The organism is Bradyrhizobium barranii subsp. apii (assembly GCF_011516635.5).
Lineage (GTDB): Bacteria > Pseudomonadota > Alphaproteobacteria > Rhizobiales > Xanthobacteraceae > Bradyrhizobium > Bradyrhizobium barranii.
On the sequence record NZ_CP096257.1, the window covers coordinates 69,865 to 92,640 of the forward strand.

The 22,776-nt window shown below is 60.0% G+C and carries 14 protein-coding genes and 3 pseudogenes; 7 read left to right on the plus strand and 10 right to left on the minus strand.

Annotated features, from left to right (window positions below):
- Positions 1 to 196: 196 nt before the first annotated feature.
- The 8 genes and pseudogenes from HAP41_RS49385 to ku all read right to left on the minus strand — a co-directional run.
- Entirely contained in the window at positions 197 to 5,563 is a 5,367-nt protein-coding gene (locus HAP41_RS49385) for a trypsin-like peptidase domain-containing protein (protein ID WP_166107138.1), read from the minus strand.
- A gap of 84 nt (positions 5,564 to 5,647) precedes the next feature.
- The gene (locus HAP41_RS49390) at positions 5,648 to 6,844 is read right to left on the minus strand and encodes a caspase family protein (protein ID WP_166107141.1); all 1,197 of its coding nucleotides are present in this window, start codon (positions 6,842 to 6,844) and stop codon (positions 5,648 to 5,650) included.
- A gap of 36 nt (positions 6,845 to 6,880) precedes the next feature.
- On the minus strand, positions 6,881 to 7,783 hold the full coding sequence (locus tag HAP41_RS49395; protein ID WP_166107143.1) for a M12 family metallopeptidase: 903 nt from the start codon (positions 7,781 to 7,783) through the stop codon (positions 6,881 to 6,883).
- Positions 7,784 to 7,814: 31 nt separating this feature from the next.
- Complete coding sequence (locus HAP41_RS49400; protein ID WP_166107145.1) at positions 7,815 to 8,696, minus strand: hypothetical protein; 882 nt, start codon at positions 8,694 to 8,696, stop codon at positions 7,815 to 7,817.
- 123 nt (positions 8,697 to 8,819) lie between these two features.
- A complete protein-coding gene (locus tag HAP41_RS49405; RefSeq protein ID WP_248577278.1) occupies positions 8,820 to 9,080 on the minus strand; it encodes an HAD family hydrolase in 261 nt (86 codons plus the stop codon).
- On the minus strand, positions 9,028 to 9,369 hold the full coding sequence (locus HAP41_RS49410; protein WP_248577279.1) for an HAD family hydrolase: 342 nt from the start codon (positions 9,367 to 9,369) through the stop codon (positions 9,028 to 9,030). Before HAP41_RS49410 ends, HAP41_RS49405 begins: the two co-directional genes overlap by 53 nt.
- Before the next feature lies 1 nt (position 9,370).
- Positions 9,371 to 9,701 (minus strand): annotated as a pseudogene (locus HAP41_RS49415) (hypothetical protein).
- Between the two features lie 6 nt (positions 9,702 to 9,707).
- Positions 9,708 to 10,340, minus strand: a pseudogene (ku, locus tag HAP41_RS49420) (non-homologous end joining protein Ku); the annotation flags it as partial.
- A gap of 532 nt (positions 10,341 to 10,872) precedes the next feature.
- Between ku and HAP41_RS49430 the strand changes: the two are divergent.
- Complete coding sequence (locus HAP41_RS49430) at positions 10,873 to 11,322, plus strand: hypothetical protein (RefSeq protein ID WP_166107146.1); 450 nt, start codon at positions 10,873 to 10,875, stop codon at positions 11,320 to 11,322.
- A 3-nt stretch (positions 11,323 to 11,325) separates the two neighbouring features.
- A pseudogene (locus HAP41_RS49435) lies at positions 11,326 to 11,430 on the plus strand (SOS response-associated peptidase); the annotation flags it as partial.
- A gap of 882 nt (positions 11,431 to 12,312) precedes the next feature.
- Here the strand turns inward: HAP41_RS49435 and HAP41_RS49445 are convergent.
- Positions 12,313 to 13,965, minus strand: coding sequence for a M12 family metallopeptidase (locus HAP41_RS49445; protein WP_166107148.1), 1,653 nt, complete (start codon positions 13,963 to 13,965; stop codon positions 12,313 to 12,315).
- 399 nt (positions 13,966 to 14,364) lie between these two features.
- Positions 14,365 to 16,425, minus strand: coding sequence for a DNA/RNA non-specific endonuclease (locus HAP41_RS49450; protein ID WP_166107150.1), 2,061 nt, complete (start codon positions 16,423 to 16,425; stop codon positions 14,365 to 14,367).
- A gap of 536 nt (positions 16,426 to 16,961) precedes the next feature.
- On the opposite strand from HAP41_RS49450, the gene HAP41_RS49455 reads away from it, so the two are divergent.
- The 5 genes from HAP41_RS49455 (at position 16,962) to HAP41_RS49475 (ending at position 22,757) form a co-directional block, all read left to right on the plus strand.
- On the plus strand, positions 16,962 to 18,086 hold the full coding sequence (locus tag HAP41_RS49455) for a trypsin-like serine peptidase (protein WP_166107153.1): 1,125 nt from the start codon (positions 16,962 to 16,964) through the stop codon (positions 18,084 to 18,086).
- A gap of 22 nt (positions 18,087 to 18,108) precedes the next feature.
- A complete protein-coding gene (locus HAP41_RS49460; RefSeq protein WP_166107156.1) occupies positions 18,109 to 19,392 on the plus strand; it encodes a hypothetical protein in 1,284 nt (427 codons plus the stop codon).
- Between the two features lie 142 nt (positions 19,393 to 19,534).
- Entirely contained in the window at positions 19,535 to 20,203 is a 669-nt protein-coding gene (locus HAP41_RS49465; protein WP_166107158.1) for a hypothetical protein, read from the plus strand.
- Positions 20,204 to 20,271: 68 nt separating this feature from the next.
- Positions 20,272 to 21,546 carry an IS256 family transposase gene (locus tag HAP41_RS49470; RefSeq protein WP_166064748.1) on the plus strand — a complete coding sequence of 425 codons (1,275 nt, stop codon included), beginning with the start codon at positions 20,272 to 20,274 and terminating at the stop codon, positions 21,544 to 21,546.
- Positions 21,547 to 21,602: 56 nt separating this feature from the next.
- Positions 21,603 to 22,757 (plus strand): pentapeptide repeat-containing protein, encoded by a 1,155-nt coding sequence (locus HAP41_RS49475; protein ID WP_166107160.1) that lies wholly within the window; start codon positions 21,603 to 21,605, stop codon positions 22,755 to 22,757.
- The last annotated feature ends 19 nt before the right edge of the window (positions 22,758 to 22,776 follow it).

Below are 22,776 nucleotides of genomic sequence, written 5' to 3' on the forward strand. Positions count from 1 at the left end.
CGGCGAGCGCCGCCGCAGTACGACCGTACCTAGCGCCGACCGGAAGCCGCGTGCTGTAGGCGAAAACTTTCGTCGCTCGCGTGGGCATAACTGCTGCTTTCGCGGTCATCTGCGGGGAGAGATTGCCTTCGCGGCAACTGTTCACGGTCGTGCCGGCGTTGTCGTCCAGCGCTCCACTTCGGTCGACTTACACCCCTCACCCTTCAAGAAACTCCTCCAACGTCATGCGGCGAAAGCCTTGTGGGACGGCGCTTTCGGGATCGGCGATGCGCGGCGCTTCGGTGATTGCCGATTCCGGAATGATCGGCCGCGATGCACGATCCCAGTCGAGTTCAAAGGCCTCAAGATAGTACTGGGCCACCTCGCCGTCGTCGAACAGGAGACTCGCATCGCGATTCAGGGTAACCCCGTTGCCGCTCCAGTTGTGGCTGCCGACCAGACAGCGCTTGCCGTCGACGATCATGCCCTTGGTGTGCGTGCCTGGCAGGTGCCGCAGGCACTTGTTCAGGTTGAGCCCGCGCTTCTTGAGATCCTCAGCGCACGGAATCCAGGTGCCGTGGTCCGAGCGCAGGATAACCCGCACGGTCTCGATCTCTTTCGACTTTTTGATGAGTGCCTTCACCAGTTTTTCGAGGTTGCCCGCGGCGCTGTCCTTGAAGGAGTTGATATAGGGAATCTGGAACAACAGCTCGTCGTCCGCTGATTCGATGAGATCCAGCACGGCATCGGTATAGACCTTGCCTCTCTTGTCGGGAGTCAGCAGCGGCTTGACCTTGACGCGACGGTTGATCGTGATTGGATCGAAGATGCGCGATGCCGCGCGCGCTTCCAGCTCGAACGCGACGGACTCCTCAATCGCAACGGGAACGTCGACCAGCACGTCCTCGATCACCGCCTCTTCGGTTCCCCCGTTCTCCTTGGAGAACTCCAGATCGGCGAGGATGTGGCTGCGGTAGCGGGTGGCAAGCGTCTTGTTCTTGATCACCACGTGCCATTCACGGTTTCCCTTCTTCGCCCTGATGGCCTGGAGATCGCTGAGGTCAGCGGGGTCGATATTGGGCTGGCTCGAATTTTTCCAATTGCCGCTCGACAGCCAGAACCGATCATCGTCATCCACCGTCACCTTGATATGGTAGGAGTCGGCGATCAGGCCGTTCGTCCCCTCCGGCGCGTATATTCGATCAAAGCTGAAATTGTTCGCCCACTTCCGGAACACGGTCTTGCGGTTGAAGTCGCCGTCCTTGACCCCTGCTCTGGTGACGCGCGTTGCGTTGTCGATCACCAGATCCATCTTGATGCCCTTCTCTAGCCGCTCCTCAATAGCGTCAGCGATATGCTCGGCGTGGAATTCGTACATCGAGGACACCATGCGGCCCTTGACGTTGGCGATGTAGTCCGACAGCACCGACCAGCTACGTTCGGGCCCGACACAGCAGGTCAACTCCATCTCTTCATTGACTTGACCAAAACTGAAGTTGACCCCGGTTCGATCTTCGTCGTTGTAAGCGATCGAGGTGACCGCGGCCTCGCTGACGAGGTCCGCGCCGCCAAGCATATCGACGATGCCGGCTGCGCGGACGTCGACGGGATGGCCGAGATAAGCCGCGGGAACGCGTGCGCGAACCGCCGCGATCTTGTCGGGATGGGTGACAACATTGACGCAAGCCGTATCGGTGAACTCGCCGTTGCTGACGACAAGGCCGGAGCGGACGGCTAGGATGCCGTCGCCCCGAAAAGCGGCCGCGAAGCGGCGCACCGCGTCCTCAATCGGAGCAGTCTCCGTTGTTGCCAGCGCGATTCCACCCCCGGCGATCGGGGAGCCGATCGAGACCGTGATCGTGAGAGGGAGTGTGATCGAGACAGAGGCGGCTTGCCCCGTGGCTGCCGGGGATGGTGCCTGTGTTACGCCGGCAGTTGCCTGACCGTTGCCGCCGCGGTCGGTTACGACTGTTTCCGGGGTCTCCCACGGTCGGCGTTTCAAATAGTTGCGGATGGTGGAGGCCGGCACGGCATAATTCTCGAGGACATAGGCGCCTGCGAAATGCAACGCGACCGCCTTGCCGGTCGCGAGATCGATGACCGCCGAGCCCGAATTGCCCCCAAGCGTGGTGCAATCATGGCTCGCCCAGCCGCGTGAATTCGGCATCATGACGCCGGGCGCAGCGCGCTTGACGTCATAACGACCACCGAACACACGTTCCATCCAGGCCTGATCGGGGATGACATCCTCCCCCGCCCGTGCCGGATAGCCGATGACGGCCACCGATGTACCCGCGGCGGCATCGGTGTCGGCCAGCAGGACGCGGTTCTGCCGAGCGCCGTCGCTGCTGCGGCCGATCTTCAGGAAAGCGATGTCGGCGACCTGTCGCGACTCGATGAAGATGATGCTTTCGACCGGACTGGCGACGCTCAAGTCGCTGTCCATCTCGTGCTTCCAGTTCACGGTGGTGACGATTGGATCGCCGAACCGGCCGGGCAAGAAGGTGAAGCGGCGGCCGTCGCGGCGGCCGATCAACTCGGCCACATGGCTGTTGGTGACGACGATGTCAGGCGCGATCAGCCAACCGGTACCGATGAAGCTCGCATTTCGTGGGAAGTTGGCTACATCGATGCGGCCAACTAGTGGAATGACGGGCTTGATTTTGTCGGCCGCAGCTAAGATCCGTTGCACCATCATCTCCCCATCCGGCGGCTCGATGAAGGCCGGCGCGCCCACAACCGTGTCTCCCTTGATCGGCACAACCGGCCGGCCAGGCCGCACCATCGTTTCGATCGCTATGGGAACATCCAGCGGCGGCGCTGCCTCTGCGACGGTTGCCTCCAATCCCACCGTGCGGCGCGCGGCCGGCTGCATGGCAGCAGTGCGGGCATTAATTGACTTGGCAAGATCGGGATCGAAGCGCTCGAGGTTTTGAAGCCAATTACTGATTTTTTCCGGTGTCAAATTAGATAAATACGGTTGTGCCACGATGTCCCTCTTCTCCACGAGACCTTGTTGATTCTTGCTGCGTGTGACCTTGTCACTGGCAGACGACAAATCGACGAACGGGCGTGTGACGGCTTGCGCAGGCGCTGCCAACTCGACCGGTCTACCCATCGACCTGGCGTGGAGCATTTCCTCGATCAACACGGTACCATCGCCTGGAAACACTATTCCGCTCGCAGTGACTGCCTTGACGATGCGGCTGCTTCTGACAGCTTCGATGGCAAGATACCGACTGGTCTCGGCGACGCGGGGTCGCACGGTACGCGCGCGCGGGCGCGGCGGTGCATTGGCCGATGAACTGCTCGCGCGCTGCATGCCCACGAGTTCCCATTGGTCGTTGAACAAGGGAGCACCAGACGAACCCGGTACGGTCTGGCTCGTGCACCAGAAATAGGGATCGCCGATATCTATGATCGGAAGCTCTCGAAGGGCGACTTGCTTCGGGCCACCCAATGGATGTCCGACGGTCGACAGATACTCTCCTAGCAGCGCCTTGCTCTCGCTGGCGCCGAGACGCAGCCAGCCAAAATGGTTCCCTGCCTCCTGGTGCAACGCGACGATCGCAACGTCCAATCGTGTATCCACGAAGAAGAACCGGTCGACCGCGCACGGCACGCGCGTGATCGGCAACAGCGAACCATCGGGGCCATCCTGGTAATCGAACTCAGCGTAGGCCAGGGCCGCATCCTGTGCGGTTGGAATGACATGCGCCGCCGTCATCAACAGCCGCGGCGACACAAGAAAGCCGGTGGCGGTGACCATATGACCGTTGCGGCGAACGCTGATACGGGCGACGGCCCTCGCCGCCGCAACACCACGCTCCAGAAACGTAGTGCTGAGCAAATCCGACGTTCCGAGCACGCGCTCGACTGCGATGCCGCTGAGATGAGCGGGACTCGCGGCGCCGACATTCACGGCAACGGGTGTCGTACCTGCGATTTGTTCGGATTCCGTCTGTTCGTTGGCGAGGCGTAACAGACGTCCCTGGATTCGCTCATCTGTGTCCTTTGACCGCGCGGCGCCGGCGCGCGGCGTCGTGCGCAGGCGCGCCAGCTTTCTGGCAGCCGCCGGGCTCGGCGATGCTTCCGGTAACTCCGCCACACCAACCGTTGCCAGTGATAACGCTTCCGGCGCCTCACCTCTCGCGACCCGGCGAACGCGCTCGATTTCCGCCGGGTCACCCTGAACGGCGGAATTCGGTGGAGGTGCGATTGATTGGACCTGTATGGGCTCAAGCATTGACGCCTGCGCCGCGGCTGACGGACTCTCGATAGAAGCAGGCCCGGCGGGTACATCTGCCGACGCGGTCCAACCGTACGAGGTCCGGATCCACGACCTGTCCGGCGTCCTCAGCCACGCCAAATCGTCAGCGTCGGGTTCAGCAAAGACGACATGCAGCGGTGCCTCCGGCCGTCCAACCCTGATCCTGGCGGGCGTCATGGGATCGGGGCCGACGAAGGCGGTTGTCGTCGAGTTCCATTCTGCGGCCGCACAATAGCTGCGCACCAGTCTCAGCGCGGAGCTTACCGCGGGATTAGCATATCTCTCGTCGTCTTCGAACAACGTGAGACCGTCGCGCAACAACCGCAACCCGCGCGTATAGACAGGCATCCCTCGGACGGTCGCTTCGATCAGGCGGTCACGTGCTATTGTAAAGTCCTTTTCCTTGTTGCCGCGAAGCAAATACTGGGCGTTGATGACCGCGCCGTCCGGCAGCCACTTGATCCAGTTGGCCAGATTGTCCGTCCAAATCCGGTGCACATCGTCGAGATGCTGCAGGCTCAAGAGGAAATAACCCGCCACGGCAGCAAGGGTCGGGTTCTGTGTCTTTCGCTCCAGAAGCTTTTGAGCCTGCCAGCTCCTGCTGACCTCCTCCGCCGAGTCGACTTGCCCGCTGCGCAAATAGCCGAGGAGCACCTCGGCGTTGGTATCCAGCGTGCCGACCTCGACGTCAATGCAGCGCTGCATAGGCGCGAGGGCATCATTGCCTCTCCCATCGACTTCGAGGTCAATGCGACGCTGCACCGGGTCGTCGGCATCCGGTCTTATCCAGCGTCCCTTCACGATGATGCGCACATTGTCGGCCGGCACGGCAACAAGCCGCCACGGAACATCCGGGCCGCCGATCTGAACATAGTATTGGCCAGGCTGCCCCAGAAAGCGGAGCTCGTACTGCACGATCCCTTGATAGCGAATTGCTTGCTGGACTGGCCACGGCACCACATTCCAGACTCCGTCGCCGCCATTGCGCCACAACCGCAACCACACGGACTGCAAGCTCGAGAGTGCATCGCTCGAGCTTTCGAGAATCTCGGGTCGGCTTATCTGCGCCCATGCAAGACTTTCAAGCGGCGACGCGCTTGCGACGTCCACTTTCACCTGGACGGTATCCCGTCCGGAGACACTTCTCTGCTCCGTTTTTGTCTCACCGCTCGGCAGCGTCGCCTGCACGAGGTAATCGCCCGGATCGACGTCCAGGCTATGAGTATCGCCAAGGCGGATCGCGCCTTTCCAAAGCACCTTGGTGTCGCGCTCAAGGATTTGGATAACCTGGACGACAATCGGTACGCTGGCCATATGCGAATGGCGCGCGAGTTCGATTGCGAGTGTCCCTCCACCTGAAACCTTTTGCGTTCGTCCAGCACACATATCGGCAGGCCTTCAGACTTGAGGCGGAGGCGGGACGTTGATTACCGGATGTGGACGCGGGACGTTGATTGGAGTGTCGTAAACCGGAGGAATGACGTAGGCACGCGGAGCCGGGACGGCTATGTGCCCTTCCGGCAAATCGAACGAGCACCCGAAGACGTAACGGCCTGCAGGGAGCTTCGTAATCCAGGGTCCTTTTCCCGGTGCCGGCCGCCGAGGGCCTTGATCGGGGTCGGCAAAGAATGTGACTTCCTGCTCGATCGAATCTGGAATGCAGCCAAGTTTCACGATTACGTTCGGCAGCGACCCGGCGGGGAAAACGCGCAGACTCTGTGGTCCGTTGGCTGATTCGCCGTCCGGAACGACAACTTGACGATGTTGTTCGGGAATCTTTTGAACTTCATTCTGATGCTTGACCAGCCTTTGCACGTTTGTGCCAAGATGTTGCGTATCGATGACCCAATTGGCGCCTGCTTCCGTCGCGCCGAGGCCCTCAAGGCAATCGATCAGCGCCTCCGTGAGCCGGCTCACCCCGTTGCGGTCGCCAAAAGCTTGCAAGCCGACCTTCGTCCCGAACAGCATTGGCGCGGTACGGAGATTGTGTTCTCCCAAACGCGGGCTAATCAGTGCGGTGCCGCCGAAGTCCTCGTCCATGATGGCGGCTTGGGAAAGTTCGCGGCAAGCGTCGATGATGAACAATTGCGTTCCCGCCTTGCACCGAGCCATGCCGTTGTACGTCGTGCTGAAATCGATGGTGTCCTTCCAGAGATTATCTTTGCTTACTGCGAAATCTTCCGGCAGGAGCGACATCACGTGCTTTTGAAGACCATGGCCGCAGAAATAAAATACCGCGACGTTATTTGGATTGGCGTCACAACGCACTTTCCATTGGCCGAAGGCAGTGTGAATGTTTTGAGAGGTGGCGTCGGCGACCTGTGTGTCTGCAAAGTTCTGACCGGTGCGGTCCGAGAGCAATAACTCCACCGATCCGAGGGGCGCCGGCGCATCCGCCAGCCGTCCCTTGATGAACCATTCGGCAAGAGCTCGCGCCGAAATGGGCGGCGAAGTCAGTTGGCCAAGTGCTGGAATACCTTGCGTCGGCGCTACGCCGCCGAACAGATGGCGATAGCGTCCGACGCCGACAATGAAGGCGTGTGTCCGCTGGCCGGCGCCAGGCGGATGCAGCGGATCACCCCAGACAAGCGTCATGCAAAGACCTCCCGTACGCTGGCGTGCGCGAACAGCTCAGCCCCAGGTGCGGCGAACGCGCATCAAGCCACCCGTCGCCGGCGAAAGCTGCGCTGGAGGCGGAGCATCGACAGTGCCCGGAGGTCCCATAGCGTCCAGCGCTACAGGCTGCTTCGGATAGATCTTGGCGATGAACGCCTTGTCCATCGGCGACAGATCGGTGTTCCAGCCAACGGCGACGCCGTCGGTCGTGAGCTCCGGTGGAATAGGATAATGCATGATCGACAAGCGGTCGTATTCGCTGAACTGCGTCACCAGTTTGCTATACTTAAAAAAAACGTTGGAATCGACCTGCGCCTTGCTCCAACCCTGCTTTTCATAGCGGCGATAGACGGCGGGCTTGTCCCACTTGATCGATATCTCGGGGTGTGACTGCTCATGGATCATGCCGATCGCATGACCGAATTCATGGACGATGACGCGCCGGAATTCTTCGTCGGTCGTCGTCGGGTCAAGCCATCCAAAATGCATGGTTTCCTTATCCGGATCGATCGTCAGCGCATCAGTGCCGAGATAAGACCATGACCGGTTGTCGTGGTGATACGAAATGCGAATCTCGGCCGCCGAATCGTTACCGAACTCGAACGTCAAATCGGCAAATTCCTCCCATCTTTTGGCGTATTGTACCACCTTGGCGTGGATCCGCTCGTCACCGTCGATATGACGTACGCGCAGCGTCCGCCCCGGCTGCCATTTTTTGCCGGTCAGCACCGCGCCGAAAGCCTCGAAGGACGACGTCGAATCCACCCCGAACTTGCGGACGACATCGATGTCGCCCGTCGGCGCATTCTCCGGATTCTCTGCGATCGCGTTCTCGGCCGCTCTCAGCAAATCCTGTTGCGCCAGCTGCATGTCGAAGCAAATGTGCGCATCGCTACCTTTGTCGCTATCATTGCACATCTCAATTCTCCCTCTAAAAATGTCATAGGTGCTAATTCGGGATGCGACGGACGCGCAGCGCATCGACGTCCGTTTCCGCCTCAAATGGCGATACCGTCCTGATGTGACGGAAAAGTTCTGCGGGCTGAATGTCCGTCGCCTCCTCCTCGTACAGCTTGAACCAGGGAAGTCCCAGGCGCGAATAAGTGGCGGCATCGATCGGGGTTGGCGGCGCGACACGACCGCTCAAGCTCTGGAATGACGCCGCATCGAGCAACCGAACGACGGCCAGTGCCGGGCTGGTCAGGTCCCACGTGTCGTAACCGTGTGGATCAGTGTGAATCGTCTGCCGGATGCGACCGCCGGCCCCAAGACCGAGCGGAGATTCTTCTGCCGGACCGTAGACTGGCTCGGACGGCTCTGGCCTGTCGTGCGCAACGGAAAACCGGCCCGGCTTCGGGTCAAATACTTCGATGCGAACGGTACCTTCCAGGATGTGCGCCGCCTGCTCCTCGATCGTCAGTCCCTCGCCGAACGGGGCCGCGACGAACTGCCGAACGAAATTGTCGCCGGCATTGACCCCATCGAGCCAGTATTGAGTGCCGGTGACAATGTAGTTTTGCGGGTTACTTCGTAACCCTGCTTCCCACAACCGGCCGTCGATCGCATTTACAGTGCCGATGCCAATCTTGACTGCGCTCGGTCGCCAGTCCGGGCCTTCAAACGCAATCCATAACGCTTCGCGCCTGCGGATAGGGATCGCAAACTCGGGCTTACTGTTTTCGTTCGGAAACTCGATGAGCGGAAACCGTCCGAAGGTTGGTGGGAGCGGATAATCTCTGTCGGTTTCCGGGACACGCAGGGTGCGATGGAAGGAGACGCGGACAAAATCTCCGAAATGCAACGCATCTTCGACGAGCCTGACCGGATACATCGCAAGAGCCGCTAGGAAATAGTGGGTCAGTGAAGTGTATCTGATCCTTGCCACTATGCCAAGTTGAAACCAATTTTTTGCGCACCCAAACTACGTTCTAAACGGAAGAGGCACAGGCCGGTATCATGTTGCAGATACGATAACTGCGAGGTCGGTCCCCGAACCGCTCAGGAGGCGTAGTATCGCGACGGCGTCGGCGCCTTCGATCCCAAGCTTCTCAAGGACCACTTCGAAGATGTCGGGGGAAGGCTTGGATTCCTTGACGTCGTCCGAACACGTCGTCACGTCGACCAGGTCGGCGATACCGGCAATGTCGAGATACTTCTCGATCTCATCCTTCTTGGCGGATGACGCGACGGCAATGCGAAGTCCGCCATGCCGCACGCCGCCGAAGCAGGTCCGGGACCGCGGAGAAGGGGCGTACCAGCGGTAGGTATTCCGTCTTGAAGCGCTTGCCGCGCCATTCCTCCATTTCCTCGCTGTGGTCCCGCTGTTCGGCGGCCGAAAGGAAAACGGGAATCAGCTTGTCGCCACCCTTGCCGATCTGACCTCTCACCTGCTCGAAGCCGACGTTGTGACCGAACTTCACCATCGCTTCGTGCCAGGCGAGGGCATGGAGATCGACGGAGTCCAAGAGCGTTCCGTCCACGTCGAAGATTGCGGTTTTGGGCACTTCAGAGTTCTCCGGGGCGGGAGCGCCCGATCTTCGCGTACCAGTAGGCATAGGTCGTGTTCTTCGCTATGTGCCGGTTGAGATCCGGCGAGCCGTCGTCCCACCACAATGGGCCCCTCTCGCCGAGCGCCCGATTCACCTCGTCTACGGCCTTGTGCGGCTTCCGCTTCGAGGTCGGCGCCACGTTTGGCGTCGCGGACCGCGCGACGGGCCTTCATTAGCCGGCCGACGAGATCGGTCCGTTCCTCTTCGTCGAGACCGGGGTCCGCCATCCGCCACAGCCTCCCGTGGACGACGAAGTAGCGACCGTCCGGCGTCACCGGATGATTCACGCTGCGTCAGGCCGACTTCCGCTGCGGCCTAGCCGCCGGCTTCTTCGCCGCGGCCTCCTTGGCCGGCTTCTTGCCGGCGATCGGCATCAGCATTTCCTTCTGGCCCGGCGCTGCTTTCTTTGACTTCTTGACCGGCTTCTTCGACGGCTCCGGCCGGGCCGCGCCACTGCCACCACCGATGCTCTTCCGCAGCGCGTCCATCAGATCCACGACGTTCTCGCCCCGCGGACGCTCCTTCGCGACGATGGGTTTGCCTGCGCGCTTCTGGTTGATCAGATCGATCAGGGCGGTTTCATATTGGTCCTCGAACTTGTCCGGCTCAAAGTGACCCGCTTTCTGGTTCACGATGTGCCTGGCGAGCTCGAGCATGTCCTTTGTGACCTTCACGTCCTGGATGTCGCCGAAATATTCGGCCGCATCGCGGACTTCGTAGGGATACCGCAGCAGCGTTCCCATCAGGCCCTTGTCGAAGGGCTCGAGCGCGATGATGTGCTCGCGGTTGGTCAGCACGACACGCCCGATCGCTATCTTGTTCATCTCCCGGATGGTCTCGCGGATGACGGCGAAGGCGTCGTGTCCTACCTTACCGTCTGGAGTGAGATAGTAGGGACGGATCAAATAGCGCGGGTCGATCTCGCACCCGAAGACCCATCGAGCGATCATTTTTCGGTTTCCGACCATCGGCGGATTCGACTCAGTGTTCATGATATGTTCTTTTTGGGAGATGAATCGACCCGCAAGTTGGCGCATGCCGAGCCCGAAGCAGATGGAAAAGCTTGCTGCCGCCGTCGGCAGGGAGCCCCGTAGGACGCCGAATGCAGGTCCGGGCGATCCAATGCCCGCGGAATACTGGGAGTCTGTCCTACGCGACCTGCTCGCCGACGCCAGTCCAGTGCCGCCGGGCCCTTCGATCCGGACGCTGCGGCTGTCCGAAATTCCCCAGCATGTTCTGCGGGTGGGGTGCTCCCGCTGCGGCCGGACCGTCGAGATCCAGAGGGCAGATGCTGTCCGGCTGGCCGGCCCCCAGGCGATCTGGAAGGACGTGGGCCAGCGCCTCCTGGACAATACCTGCCAGCAACGCACCGGCCGTCACGAAGAGGACGGCTGCTGGCCCTCGTTCGAGTAGTCGCCGGCGCGCCGTCGGTCCCGTTGCCTGAACCTTGGATGCCGGATGGCCCCGAAGCACCACCCGACGCCGCTATCCGGAGGAGACCGCAAGGCTCTGCAAAAGGAGCTTGGGAAAGCGCGGGCAATGACGCACATCCTGGCGGCGCAGTCGGCCGAGATGCGAGCCAAAGCGGAAAGCATGCTGCAACAGGCCGATCGGCTGCTCTGCGAAAGCTGGAACGAGCGGATGTGGAGCGACGGAGAGCCGATCGATCCGTCGCCGACCATCGACCAGGCCATCAACGGTGGCTTTCCTTGGCTGGAGATCCGGTGCGCCCGGTGCAAGACGCCGAGCGACGTCGACCTCGCGACGATGAAGCACCCGCCGACCACCTTCGTCCACGACCTGGCCAGCCGGCTGCGCTGCAGGAAATGCGCCAAGGCAGGCCGGCGCCCGGCGGCGACCCTGCTACAACTAGCTTGGCAGCCGCGCCATCATCGAACCGAACCCTAACCGATGTGCAATCTCTACTCGATCACCACCAACCAGGCCGCCATCAGCGCGCTGTTTCGGGTCGTCAACCGGTACGTAGGCAATCTAGCGCCGATGCCGGGCGTCTTCCTGCACGCGCTCCATCAGTCGCTGCAGCAGTTGCACGCGAACGGTCTCGTCCCGAACCTGGCGCCTGTGACGTTCGCGATGCCACCGACGCCCGGTGGGTCGAAGAGCGCCGAGATCCTCTATCGCGAGGCGGGCAACGTCATGTACGGACTAATCGAGCCGTGAAGCCCCGGCACAACGCCCTGGGCAGCCCGCGTTGTCCGTGCCGCCTCGCGCGCTTCCTTCGTTGCGTTCGCGACCTGTTTCGGCCGGCGGAAGCGACGGTCGTCCGAGGTCATGGTACGTCGACCTCTGCGAGACCGCGGTCGACGACTAGATCGCGTTTCTGAAGGCGGAAATCTACCTGCCCGACGTCGAGCCCAGGCTGCAGACCTTGACTGCATTCAGCCGCTTCTCAGAGAGGACATAGGACGTCCGTTGCCGACGTCGGCCGCATCGCCCCATCAAGGATCTCGGGCAGCGTCCCGGGTGGAAGAACGTCATGTGGACGTTGGAGAAGACGGACTGCGGCTTCGACGGCCTCGCACCTGCGAGCTCAGAGGGTCTTATTATCATCTTGCTATGAGTGGGGCTGAAGCAGTTCCACTTGGATGGGCGCTTTCGGCCTAGGATAAACTCGAAGCGTTATCAAAGACGAGGCGCGGCGCGGAGCTTTTCGGGCGGCTCGTCAGCGAGCTTCAGTCCGGAGAGGAAAAGGGACAATGTTGATTGACCGTTGAGCGGCGCGGCTTGGGCCCCGACCGGCTCTAGACGGGGCATTGAGAACGCCGGGATATGTGACGATCACTGTAGGAGCGGAAAGAAGCGGACGTGACGATCGCGCGGCATACCCATCCAGGATTCGAATCCGCCTATATCATCGAAGGTGGCCTTGAGCTGCCGTCACACCACGTCGAGCTCGCCTGGCCCATCGACGTCATCCCAAGTAATTGGCAACAACTTGGCGCTACCATCGCGCGCAGCCGTGCACACGGTGGCTTGCGCCGCGAACGGCAGGGCGGTGACTGACAACTGGCTGCCTTGGCCTGCCTGATCGCCACTGTCGCCCAACCTCTCCAACGCTCCATCGGCATTGATGCCCCACTTGATCAGTAGGATCTGCCCCTTGTCGCTGATCACGGCGGTAAGTAGGCCATAAGGTCTCGGCGCAGCGGAGACTTCCCGGATCTTGCCGGCGTGCCCCTCAAGGCCCGACAAGCGCGTGATAAGCGCTCCGTCATCCGCAACTTTGAACGGGATCAGGAGCAGCCTGCTGCTCGCATCCCGGCAGACCACGACGACATGCCCGGTGTCAGTCTTTACAGCTTGCGCAAAGTCGGCTTTGCCCATGACGTTGCCCGAGTCCGCGAGCTTGGTGATCGATCCCGCGTCGACTCTCCAAGTGCTGAGCACGAGCTTTGACGCTGGCGTCGTGTACAGGATTCCGACGATCTGTATCGATCCGTCGTCCCGAATCACAACCGAAGTGACGCGCTTCGCTTTCGGCCCGTCCGTGCCGCCGTCAAAAAAGCGCTCGATCGAACCGTCAGGACGGATTTGCCAAACGATCGAAAGGACGCGGTCCGATCCAGAGATACAGGGCGTAATCACTCGATCGTTCGCTATGGCGACAATATCCACGTCACTCGCTTCCCCAGCCAGGCCCGCGCTGTCGTGCAGCCGATCGAAGTTGTTGCCGTGACTGATGAGCAAAAGCTTGCCAGCCGCGTTTTTCATTGCGCTGACAAATAGACGGCCAACAGGGACGATCCGCACATCGGTGGCCTTGCCGCCCGTCGCGCCAACAGGATCGGGCATACGAAGCACCACGCCGTTGTCGCGGATCCTCCACAGCACGATCTGATACTTGCCAGAAGCATTCGAGACGGCGTTCGCGACGATGGCAGTATTGTTGACGCTCATGACGGCAATGGCTGACGTTTGAAGTACGGCGCCCGCCCCTCCCTCGCCATCCGTGCGCCGAATGACCGGTGCTGCTGGGTAAATGGCTTCGAGCAGCGTTTTGTCAGTGATGGTGAGCGAGCCTTTGCTGCCAATGTCCCCAGGTGCCGGGAGGCCCGTCACGGACTCGAAAATTGGATTGTTTGGGTCGCCAGCTGGGTAGTGCATGAGGCTTTCGTAATCATATTTCTCGGTTTTGTTACTAGTGTCGTCCTTTTCGTACTGATCCATATCGTTGGTAACGCGATCGGCGTGAAATATGACGTAGCTGTCGCGATCACTGCGGCAATGCTCGTGCATCATGCCCAAGGCATGGCAGATCTCGTGCACAATCGAGCCAACGTCGTTGAGCGACGCGTTGACGAACTGGCGCCCGCCTTTGCGGCCTGTTTTGGAATTTGGGTTGTCCAACGTTTGCTTCGAAAAGCGGACGTAGTCGTTTTGCAGGTAGCGGCCGACGAGCCGCACGTTAGTTTGCTGCTCGAGCGCTTTGATCGCATCCTTGATCGCGACGATGTTCCCGAGGTCGGCATTGATTTCGTACGGCACAATGCCGCCAGGCCATAGCTTCACACCCGTTGGAGTCGCGCCCATCTGACTGGCCTTTCCGCGCTATAGGATTCCTTGCGTCTGAACACCGTAAACGATGGATGACCCTTCATATCCGAGCGCCGGAGCAATCACGGCGCCGCTTCCCGTCGGCTGGACTAGGACCACGCCGAAATTGTACTTGTTGACTGCTTCGCGGAGCGTAGAACGTATTCCAGGCCCGACGCTGAACTCCTCATCGATGAACACGCCAACCAGTGGCTGATGGGTATCGATTTGACTGATGCCCGACGAGGTGAGGGAAACGGATCGATACCGAACGACTGGGTGAACAGCACCGCCTCACGCTCGGTCCGATAGAATCCCGCCATGATGGGCATCAGTTCCTGAGCCGTCGGCTTTTGGGACGGAAAAGGAAACTCGTCGACGACATTTTATTCCCTTTCAGCGGATGAATCGGATCTGCTCGAGCGCACCGAGCGGCATCCGTGGCCCGTCTCCGATCCCTTCGTCACTGCCGGCCAGCGGATCGACGCTGGCAAGCTTGCCGAAGCTGATACCGCCGCGCGTCTCGATCGAGCGGATTGGCACCTGCGTGGCGACACGGAGCTGTGGGGAGGTGAACGCGCCGAACACGAACTCTTCTTCGGGCTGCAGGTTCTGCCCCTGGTTCATTTCATAGCCGGTCGCGCACAGCTTGCCGGTGTCGTCGTGAATGAAGGCAATGATCTTCCAGAACGCCCGCGGAATAAGCACCCCGTACATCTCTGGATCCTTTGCGTGGAAATACGGTCCGGTGAATACCGAGATCTTCATCTCGTCCTCCTTGGCGTGGCCGAGCGCGTAGTCCTCCAGCGCCAGCCAGATCGGAGCATTGAACGCCTGCATCTGCGGCGTGGTGTTGGTGACATGCATCGAATCCTCGTTGCCGCGTTTGGCCATCGCCGCATTGCCCCAACCCGGATCCTCCCGGCGGGTCATGTGGCCGCGGCTGAATTTCGGCGGCGAGCCGTAGCACTCCTGCATGATCTGCTGTTCTTTGGGGATGCGGGGATCCCACTTCCACCCCACCCGCTTGCTCTTCTTCGACAGGTTGCCGTCGATGTTGCATGCGCTGAAGAAGCACATGCGCCGGCTGCGACTCATCACCACCGAATAGTGCTCGTAACGAAGCTCGGTGTCGGAGTTGCCGTCCACCTTGAAGTCCAGGACGTCCCCGGCATCGCGGTCCACCGACGGCAGGTCGACCTTGAATTTCTTGCCAAGGAAATCGGCCTGATAGCCCTCGCGATCGCGGTAGTCGGCCGCGACCGCTTCGGTCTCAACCGCGGCTGTGTCGTCGGCCACCGAAGCCGTCGAGACGGGATACCCCCGCGACGGCGGCAGGGGTTCGCCCGGATCGCCGATGGAGACGGTCACGGTCAGCGGGATGGTGACGGTTGCGCTGCGGCCTTGGCGGCGCAGGGTTGCGGACGTCGTCCCTCCAGCCGGTGGCTGTGATGGCGGTGGGGGTGTCGGCGGATTCAGCCGAACCGGCGCCTCTGGACGAACACGGCCGGAGCGGACATCGTCCAGCACCTTCTTCACCACGTCGGCACGAACCGCGTAGTTCGTGGCGAGGAAACTGCCGCTGAAGTGTAGGCCTAGGGCTTTGCCGCTATCAAGATCGACCACGGCGGAGCCTGAGTTGCCGCCCAGCGTGGTGCAGTTGTGCAGGAGGCGCGTCTGTTCGACCCGCGTCACGCCGCCGGGCGCGAGCCGCTTCTTGTTGTAGATCTTGCCGTAGATCTTCTCCATCAGGTCCGGCTCGGGAATCCGGCTGTCATAGGCTGGGTATCCGATGGTTGCGACATTTTCGGTCACCACGATCTTGGTGGCCAGCTCGATCGGCGCGGTGAGTTTCGGATTGTCGCCGACCACAGCGACCTCGAAAAACGCGATGTCGGGGCCGGGCTCGTTCTCGATGTACAGCGGCCTGACCAGCTCAAACGCCAGCATCGCGGGGTTGTCGATCTCCTGGAGAAAGTCGACCGATGCCCGGATCGGGCCGTTGCTGCCGATCTGGAATGTGAAGCCCGCGCCCTTGCGCATGGCGAACGCGTTCGCGACATGGCGGTTGGTCACCATAATGGTGTCGGCGACCAGCCATCCGGTGCCGACCCACTCGAGCTGGGAGCCCTTCAGCTCGACGCGGCCGACGGCACGAATGGCGCTCTCGAGCAACGATTTGGCTTGGGTCAGGCGCGCCGTCCAGATTTCGCTGTCGCCGAGATCTTCGAACACCAGTTGGGTTTCGTTGTTCCTGATCGCCAGCACCGGACGCTGACGACGCATGATAATGCTTTCCAGACCGATGTCCTGCTGGAGCGCCTCGGGCGGCCGCTCGACCTCCAGCGTTTCTAGGCCGTTCAGGTCGGCGCTCTCCTCCGCAATCTTGGGATCGCCCTGACGCACCGCTGCATTGAAACCGCGCAACCGGGCAAGTCGCTGCTTTAGCGCACTCAATTCAACCTCCAAATCGGAGTCGCACTATTCGTCATCTCCTCGACCTAAGAGCGAGCCAGGCTCGCGCACCTAGTGCGCTCGCCGAACATTACTCAGCTTCCCGGCTCGCGGTGCTTGAAGGGACGCCGGAGCCATTGCGCTAGAAATTCGAAACCGAATTCGCCGTCAGCACCTTGAACCGCAACCCGCCAAGGCCAGTTCAGGGCTGCCAAACATGAAAACAGCGAACGCCGCGCCGACCACGGCAAGGGCGACTATGAAGATCATTTTGCTCATAACCCGCTCCATTGCTGAACTCGGAAGTATAGCAGCGACCCTTCGGTCCCATGTGTGAGATGCTTCACTCTCCGGCCAGTTGTTTTTTCTTTCTTCGCGCTTTCCGCGCGCCAAGGGTGGCGAGATTGTGGTACAATCTTGGCGTCAACCCGTTCTGCTCTCGAGACATCAGCGGCAGTATGGGTCTGTTCGCGAACTCTTGTGAATTGCCATCAGCCTCGGAAGGAGATGTGGCGGAGTTTCTCGAGAGGAGTACCAGCATGGGTACATTGAGCGGAGAGTCTATCAGAGAACTAGCTGCGCTACTTTCTGGGACGCTGAGTTTTGACGATCTTCAGAGTTATGTCCACGCCAGTACGGGCGATCGTTTGTACGATTCGTTTGTGGGCGAGGGCAAGCCCAAGCTTGTCACGATCTCCAGCTTGCTCAATGCACTCGAGGAGTTAGGGACCACCGGCGCCTTCCTAGCTTACGTCTACGCCAACCGGCCAGGGAGACCAGATGTCCGAGCCAAAATCGTCAAGCAATTTCCCGAGGCGGTCGCTGTCCTCGATCAAAGGATCGCTCTTTCGGCGCAGGCGGCCGGCATCCCTCAACCGGAGGCGTCAACAAATGCGATCGTGCCGGGCCTGCAGCGCAACGTTCGTCCATATCTCACCAAAATAGACGTGCGCGTGTGGCAGGATCGGTTGATAAAAATCGAGCGACAGGTGTGCCGTATCGAGATGGACGGTAAGGCACTCGGTACTGGATTCCTGGTCGGGCCCGACACCGTTCTCACCAATTGGCACGTGTTCGAGATTGCCAAGAGCGCTGACAGGGTGCACCAGCTCGGATGCCGATTCGACTATGTGCGCCTTCCGAATGGCCAAACTGATGTCGGCCAACTGGTCATGCTTAGCAGCGTTGGTGGCCTTGATAGCAGCCCGTGCAGTGTCGCCGAAAAGAGCGGCTATCCAGACGCTCCATTGCCGACAGTGAATGAACTGGACTACGCGCTGCTGCGCCTGGCTGCTCCAGTTGGCGAAGAGGAGATCGAAGGCGCACCTCGCGGGTGGATTACGCTTCCGAACTCGGTTCTGCCGCTGCCGACCGATGCCCCGATACTCATAGTGCAACATCCAGAGGGAACGCCGATGAAGCTGGCGCTGGATACGCAGGCCGTGATTGGGCTCAACGGAAACCGAACGCGCCTGCGTTATCGAACCAACACCGATCCAGGATCGTCCGGATCGCCGGTATTCACGATGGATTGGGAAATCGTTGCGTTGCATCACTACGGCGATCCCAAATGGCAGAACGCGCGGTTCAACCAAGGTGTACCGATCGAACTGGTCCGCCGACGCATTATTAACAGCGGATTCGAGAATGCCCTCGGCCGCTGAAACCGAGTGAGGAGATACGGCAATGCCTGACAAGTCGGACCTTGCCTATTCAGCGATCGGAGCCGCTTTTAGCGACGACGACATAAAGGATCTCGTCAAAAGGTCGACCGGAATTCCTATTACCGATTTAGTGGGTGAAAGAGATCCTCCAAAAAAGAAGATCGAGAAAGTCGTCGAGTTCCTGAGGGATCGTGGTAACCAACGCTGGTTGTTGACGCGGGTGATGTTTCACGCGACTGCAGGGGACATGGTTCGGCAGAAAATAGTGGACGCCTTCCCCGAGACCTTGATTGGATTGCCGAAAGCAGGCGATCACGTTACGCGCGCTCTGGCCTACTTATCGAAGGTGCTAAGCGTGCCGCTTCCACGGGAGGTGAAATATAGGCTGCTTCCAAGCCGACGAAGCTTTGCCCGGATGCCGAAGTGTGTCATCGCGCTGTTCGCCTATAAGACGCTGCAAGAATGTCTTCTCAGGCTTTTGTTCACATTGAATGCGAATGAAGCGCTTTTGGCCAACCGGGCTGAAGGCGTCACGCCAGAACTAAGAAGCGTAGCCGACCACATAGATCAGGCGATCGAACAAGTTCCACAAACTCTTTCGCTGCTCGATGCCGACTCCCCACCGATTAGCGAAGGCGAGCTTGCTAAGCTGGAGCAGTTCGCAGCGTCACTCCGTACCTCGGCTGATGCGCCGGAGAATGCCGTCGTTGTCATCGAAAATTTGCAGCGACTGGTCAGAAGGAGCCTCTCGCAGTTGAACAATGACATATTCAAGCTCGTTCAGGACCTCTCTTTCGATGCCCTGACGGACGAGCTTCCCTCGAGACTTCAGCACATTCAGGACAGCACGGAATTCCAGGAGTTGGTGCAGGCCATCCGCGATGTCACAGCAACCATTCTTGCGCGCTCACTTAAGAGCAGGATGTGGCAGGACGCCGAGGCAAATATGGCCCTCATTAGCAAGTACTTCATCCTTCCGGATGACGTCACGAGCATAGCGGACGACTGGCTTACCGTTCGTGAGCGCATCGACTGGCTGGCGGCACTGGAGCCAGACGAAGGGTGGGCTGACGAGGCGAAGAAATATGCTCTCGAAATCGACAACGAATTCTGCCGGGAAAAGAAGCTGGACGACAACGTCAGACTACATTTTGAAGCCTATCGGGCCTGGTTCAGGGGGCCATTTCTTAAAATCGACGATACGACGAGAATGGATTTCGGGTCGTTGTACCTGTTGGGCGGCCCGTTCAGGCAAATATTGAACGAGCTTTCCAATGACCCACGAACATCAGGCGATACCGTCTAGCGAGGCCAGTCGAGATTCTGAGGCTTCGTCATACCAGAGTCTGGCCGCGCTTCGAGCCGCTCACTCGGCGCTGAGACGTTCGATTTCCGGGTCAACCGATCGGCCCGGTCCCACAAGTCGGGAACAGTTGATCGGATCGTTCTTGACTGGTGCGCGCAAGGCGGGAGCCTTCATCGCCGACGCTCAAGAGCGGAGGGTTGCGCAAAGCATCTTGGACTTATGGAGTGCTGAACTCGCCGCTTCCTCGCAAGCTCCATTGGGTGAATTTGAATCGGTGCTGTTGGCGCCGTTTGACGCAACTCAAAAGCGCGACGAGCGCGATGAGGCTGCTGCGGCTAATAACAAGGATGATCAGCACGCGCTCATTCGACTTGCGGCCATGGCACGGCAGTGGCGCGACTCCGATAAGCAGTCCGGCTATCTCTTGACGGGCGCGACGATTGAGGAAGCCGCTCGGTTTAAGAACCGAGACCGAAATCTCGATATGTTCATCAAGGCGAGCGAGGATGCGAGAGAAAGACGCAAGCGTAACATTGCCTATGCCGTCCTGACTGCTTTAGCGGTGCTTGGATCTCTGGCGACGGTGTTCATTTCGCAATTCTTCGCCCTTCCACAAACCAGCAAGTCGTGGATCCACACGATCAAAGTGACAACCTCAAGCGAAACTCAGATACAACGTCTCTGGTGGCTTGAACTCTCCCAACCGTGGTCGCCACCATACGACTTTTCCGGAACGGAAAAACTTGCGAACATCCATTACCCGGAACTTGAATTGAAGGCGGGGATGTCCCGGGTTCTGTTGAATTTCTGAAGAGGTCGGCGTTGCCCACCTTGAGCCGGTAGGCTCGGGGTGCTGATTCCACAAAGGAGAGCAACGCCATGACGAGAGATATCACACCGGCTGGTTGGCCGGCGACCGGGGCTGTGGAGAAATCATTTGCGGAAGTGCGAGCGAGCTTCGATCGGTTCTGCCTTGCGGCAGGAATCGAGGCGCTCGGCACGATGATGGAGGCGGATGTGACAGCGGCCTGCGGGCCGCGCCACGGTCGTGATGCGGCGCGGCGGGCGCACCGTTGGGGCCGAACGCGGGGGCGGATCGGTTTCCACGGCGGCAAGATCGAGGTCGATCGCCCGCGGGTCCGGGGCATGGACGGCCGCGAGGTCACGATCCCGAGCTGGGAAACGGCGGCGCAGGAGGACTGGCTCGGTCGCTGGGCGATGAACCTGATGCTGATCAATGTGTCGACGCGCCGGTTCGGCCGCGCCGTCCGGCTGCCCGAGGGTGACGTGCCGGCACCGCCCGGATCGGGGATTTCGAAGTCGGCGGCCTCGCGGAGGTTCGTGGCTCTGTCGGCGGCGCGGCTGGCCGACTTCATGGCTGCCGATCTGTCCGCGCTCGACCTTCTGGTGGTCCAAATCGACGGGCTGCATCTCGACGACGATCTCGTGCTGGTGGCCGCGATCGGGGTTGACGGCGAAGGCAACAAGCATCCGCTGGCGCTGGTGGAAGGGGCGACCGAGAATGCAGCAACGGTTCAGGCCCTGCTGGACAACCTGGTCTCGCGCGGGCTCGACCCGACGGTGCCAAGACTGTTCATCGCCGACGGCGCGAAGGCGTTGTCGAAGGCGATCCGCCGCACCTTCGGTTCGGCCGCTGCGATCCAGCGCTGCCAGATCCACAAGGCGCGCAACATCATGGAACGCCTGCCGAAAGAGCATCATGCGGCCACCCGCCGGGTGCTGCGCCAGGCCTGGGAGCTCGATGACGCCGACAAGGCTGAAAAATTGATCCGCAATCTCGCGCGTCGACTCGACCAGCAATGGCCCGGCGTTGCGGCCAGTATCCTCGAAGGCCTCGACGAAATCCTGACTGTCGTCCGGTTGAAGTTGCCGAAGGAGCTTCGCCGATCGCTCGCCTGTACCAATATCGCCGAGAACATGATGGGCACCATTCGCCGCGTCACGCGCAACGTTAAACGCTGGCGGGATGCCGGTATGGCCTTGCGATGGGTCGCGGCCGGTATGATCGAGGCCAACAAGGGCTTCCGACGATTGAAGGCGCATAAGCAATTGTCGGTTCTGCGTGCGGCCCTTCAAGCTCACCACGATCGCATGACAATCAAGTCCGTTGCCCACGTCACGAGGGCTGCGTAATATTCATTCCGGCAACGTCGACCCGACGTAGTTCAACAGCGATCGGGACATCCCCATTGAAGGCGCCGAATTTCTCGACCGTAGAATTCACCAACGTCAATTTGGCGAAGGCACAATTGCCCTCCGCCTCATTCGCCGGAAGTTCGATCAACATTGGAAGCGCGAATCAACAAAGCGAGAGCGTTAAATGGTATGACTTTAGGCGGTGGTTTCGTACCGCAAACGGCGGACTGGACCGGAGCAAGCCGTGGAATGAATTTAGCAGCGCTAGACTCAAATTTTCCCAATACAGAGACGCTAAGATCTTTACGACATCGTTCGCTGGCGCCGATCTCTATCGGGCCGTATTTGATCGAGCATTGCTTTGCGACGTGAACTTTTCCAATGCCGATCTCCAAAAGGCCTCATTCTGGGGAGCAACGCTGGATGATCGCACCTATGGCTGGCTCAGGAAGACGGCCTGGTGGGTCGCCGTCGGATGGAATTCACACGACTTTGAAAAACTACTCAACCCTCAAAATGAGAGTCAACCAGATCTGAGAACCCAGTCCGTAGGTCACTCGCCAGCGAGTACGGCACAGGCTCAGGCTATTAGGCAAGCTCTGAGGAATTCCGAACGCTTCCGCAAAGAGATTGTGCAACCCATCGCAGACGCAAGCGCTGGCACGTTTGAGCGCGCGCTGGCGCTAAATGATATGGCGTGGACGCTGACTACGTGGGGAATCGACAGAGAAATCTCGCAACAAACGCCGACGTCGTGCAACGCCGTAGCCGATGCGAATGATCCGCTTGATGCCGCGCGGGAAGCAATCTGCATTATCGAAGACTTAAAACGGCAGGGAAGCCAGGACAAGGATTACGATTACTGGCTCTCAACCTTCCGTGACACGCAAGCGTATATCCTCATGCAGACGGATCGGATGCCTGAAGCCAAGGCCCTTTATGAAAAGGATAAGGAGCGCACCGAAAAAGATGGTGGGATGCTATTTCGATACGCCATTACGTTATTCGCTGTCGGCAACGAAAGGGAGGCGGCTGAGAGCTTCGATAAAGCCATTAAGGGCATGAATTACGTGCCGAGTGACGAGCTTCAAAACTTGAGGCGTCGCATACCCCTCAGCGTCAAACAAATGGTTTATGATGCAATCGACATGGCGTATCCCGTCCCAAAGCCAACTCGAAGTTGTCAATCGAGGGCGAAGCCGAATTAGACTCGCTCATCAACGCGTT

Coding starts and splice junctions, on each gene's coding strand:
- HAP41_RS49385 (WP_166107138.1), bottom strand. CDS start 5,563: ATGGCCAGCGTACCGATTGTCGTCCAGGTTATCCAAATCCTTGAGCGC.
- HAP41_RS49390 (WP_166107141.1), bottom strand. CDS start 6,844: ATGACGCTTGTCTGGGGTGATCCGCTGCATCCGCCTGGCGCCGGCCAG.
- HAP41_RS49395 (WP_166107143.1), bottom strand. CDS start 7,783: ATGTGCAATGATAGCGACAAAGGTAGCGATGCGCACATTTGCTTCGAC.
- HAP41_RS49400 (WP_166107145.1), bottom strand. CDS start 8,696: ATGTATCCGGTCAGGCTCGTCGAAGATGCGTTGCATTTCGGAGATTTT.
- HAP41_RS49430 (WP_166107146.1), top strand. CDS start 10,873: ATGGCCCCGAAGCACCACCCGACGCCGCTATCCGGAGGAGACCGCAAG.
- HAP41_RS49445 (WP_166107148.1), bottom strand. CDS start 13,965: ATGGGCGCGACTCCAACGGGTGTGAAGCTATGGCCTGGCGGCATTGTG.
- HAP41_RS49455 (WP_166107153.1), top strand. CDS start 16,962: ATGGGTACATTGAGCGGAGAGTCTATCAGAGAACTAGCTGCGCTACTT.
- HAP41_RS49460 (WP_166107156.1), top strand. CDS start 18,109: ATGCCTGACAAGTCGGACCTTGCCTATTCAGCGATCGGAGCCGCTTTT.
- HAP41_RS49470 (WP_166064748.1), top strand. CDS start 20,272: ATGACGAGAGATATCACACCGGCTGGTTGGCCGGCGACCGGGGCTGTG.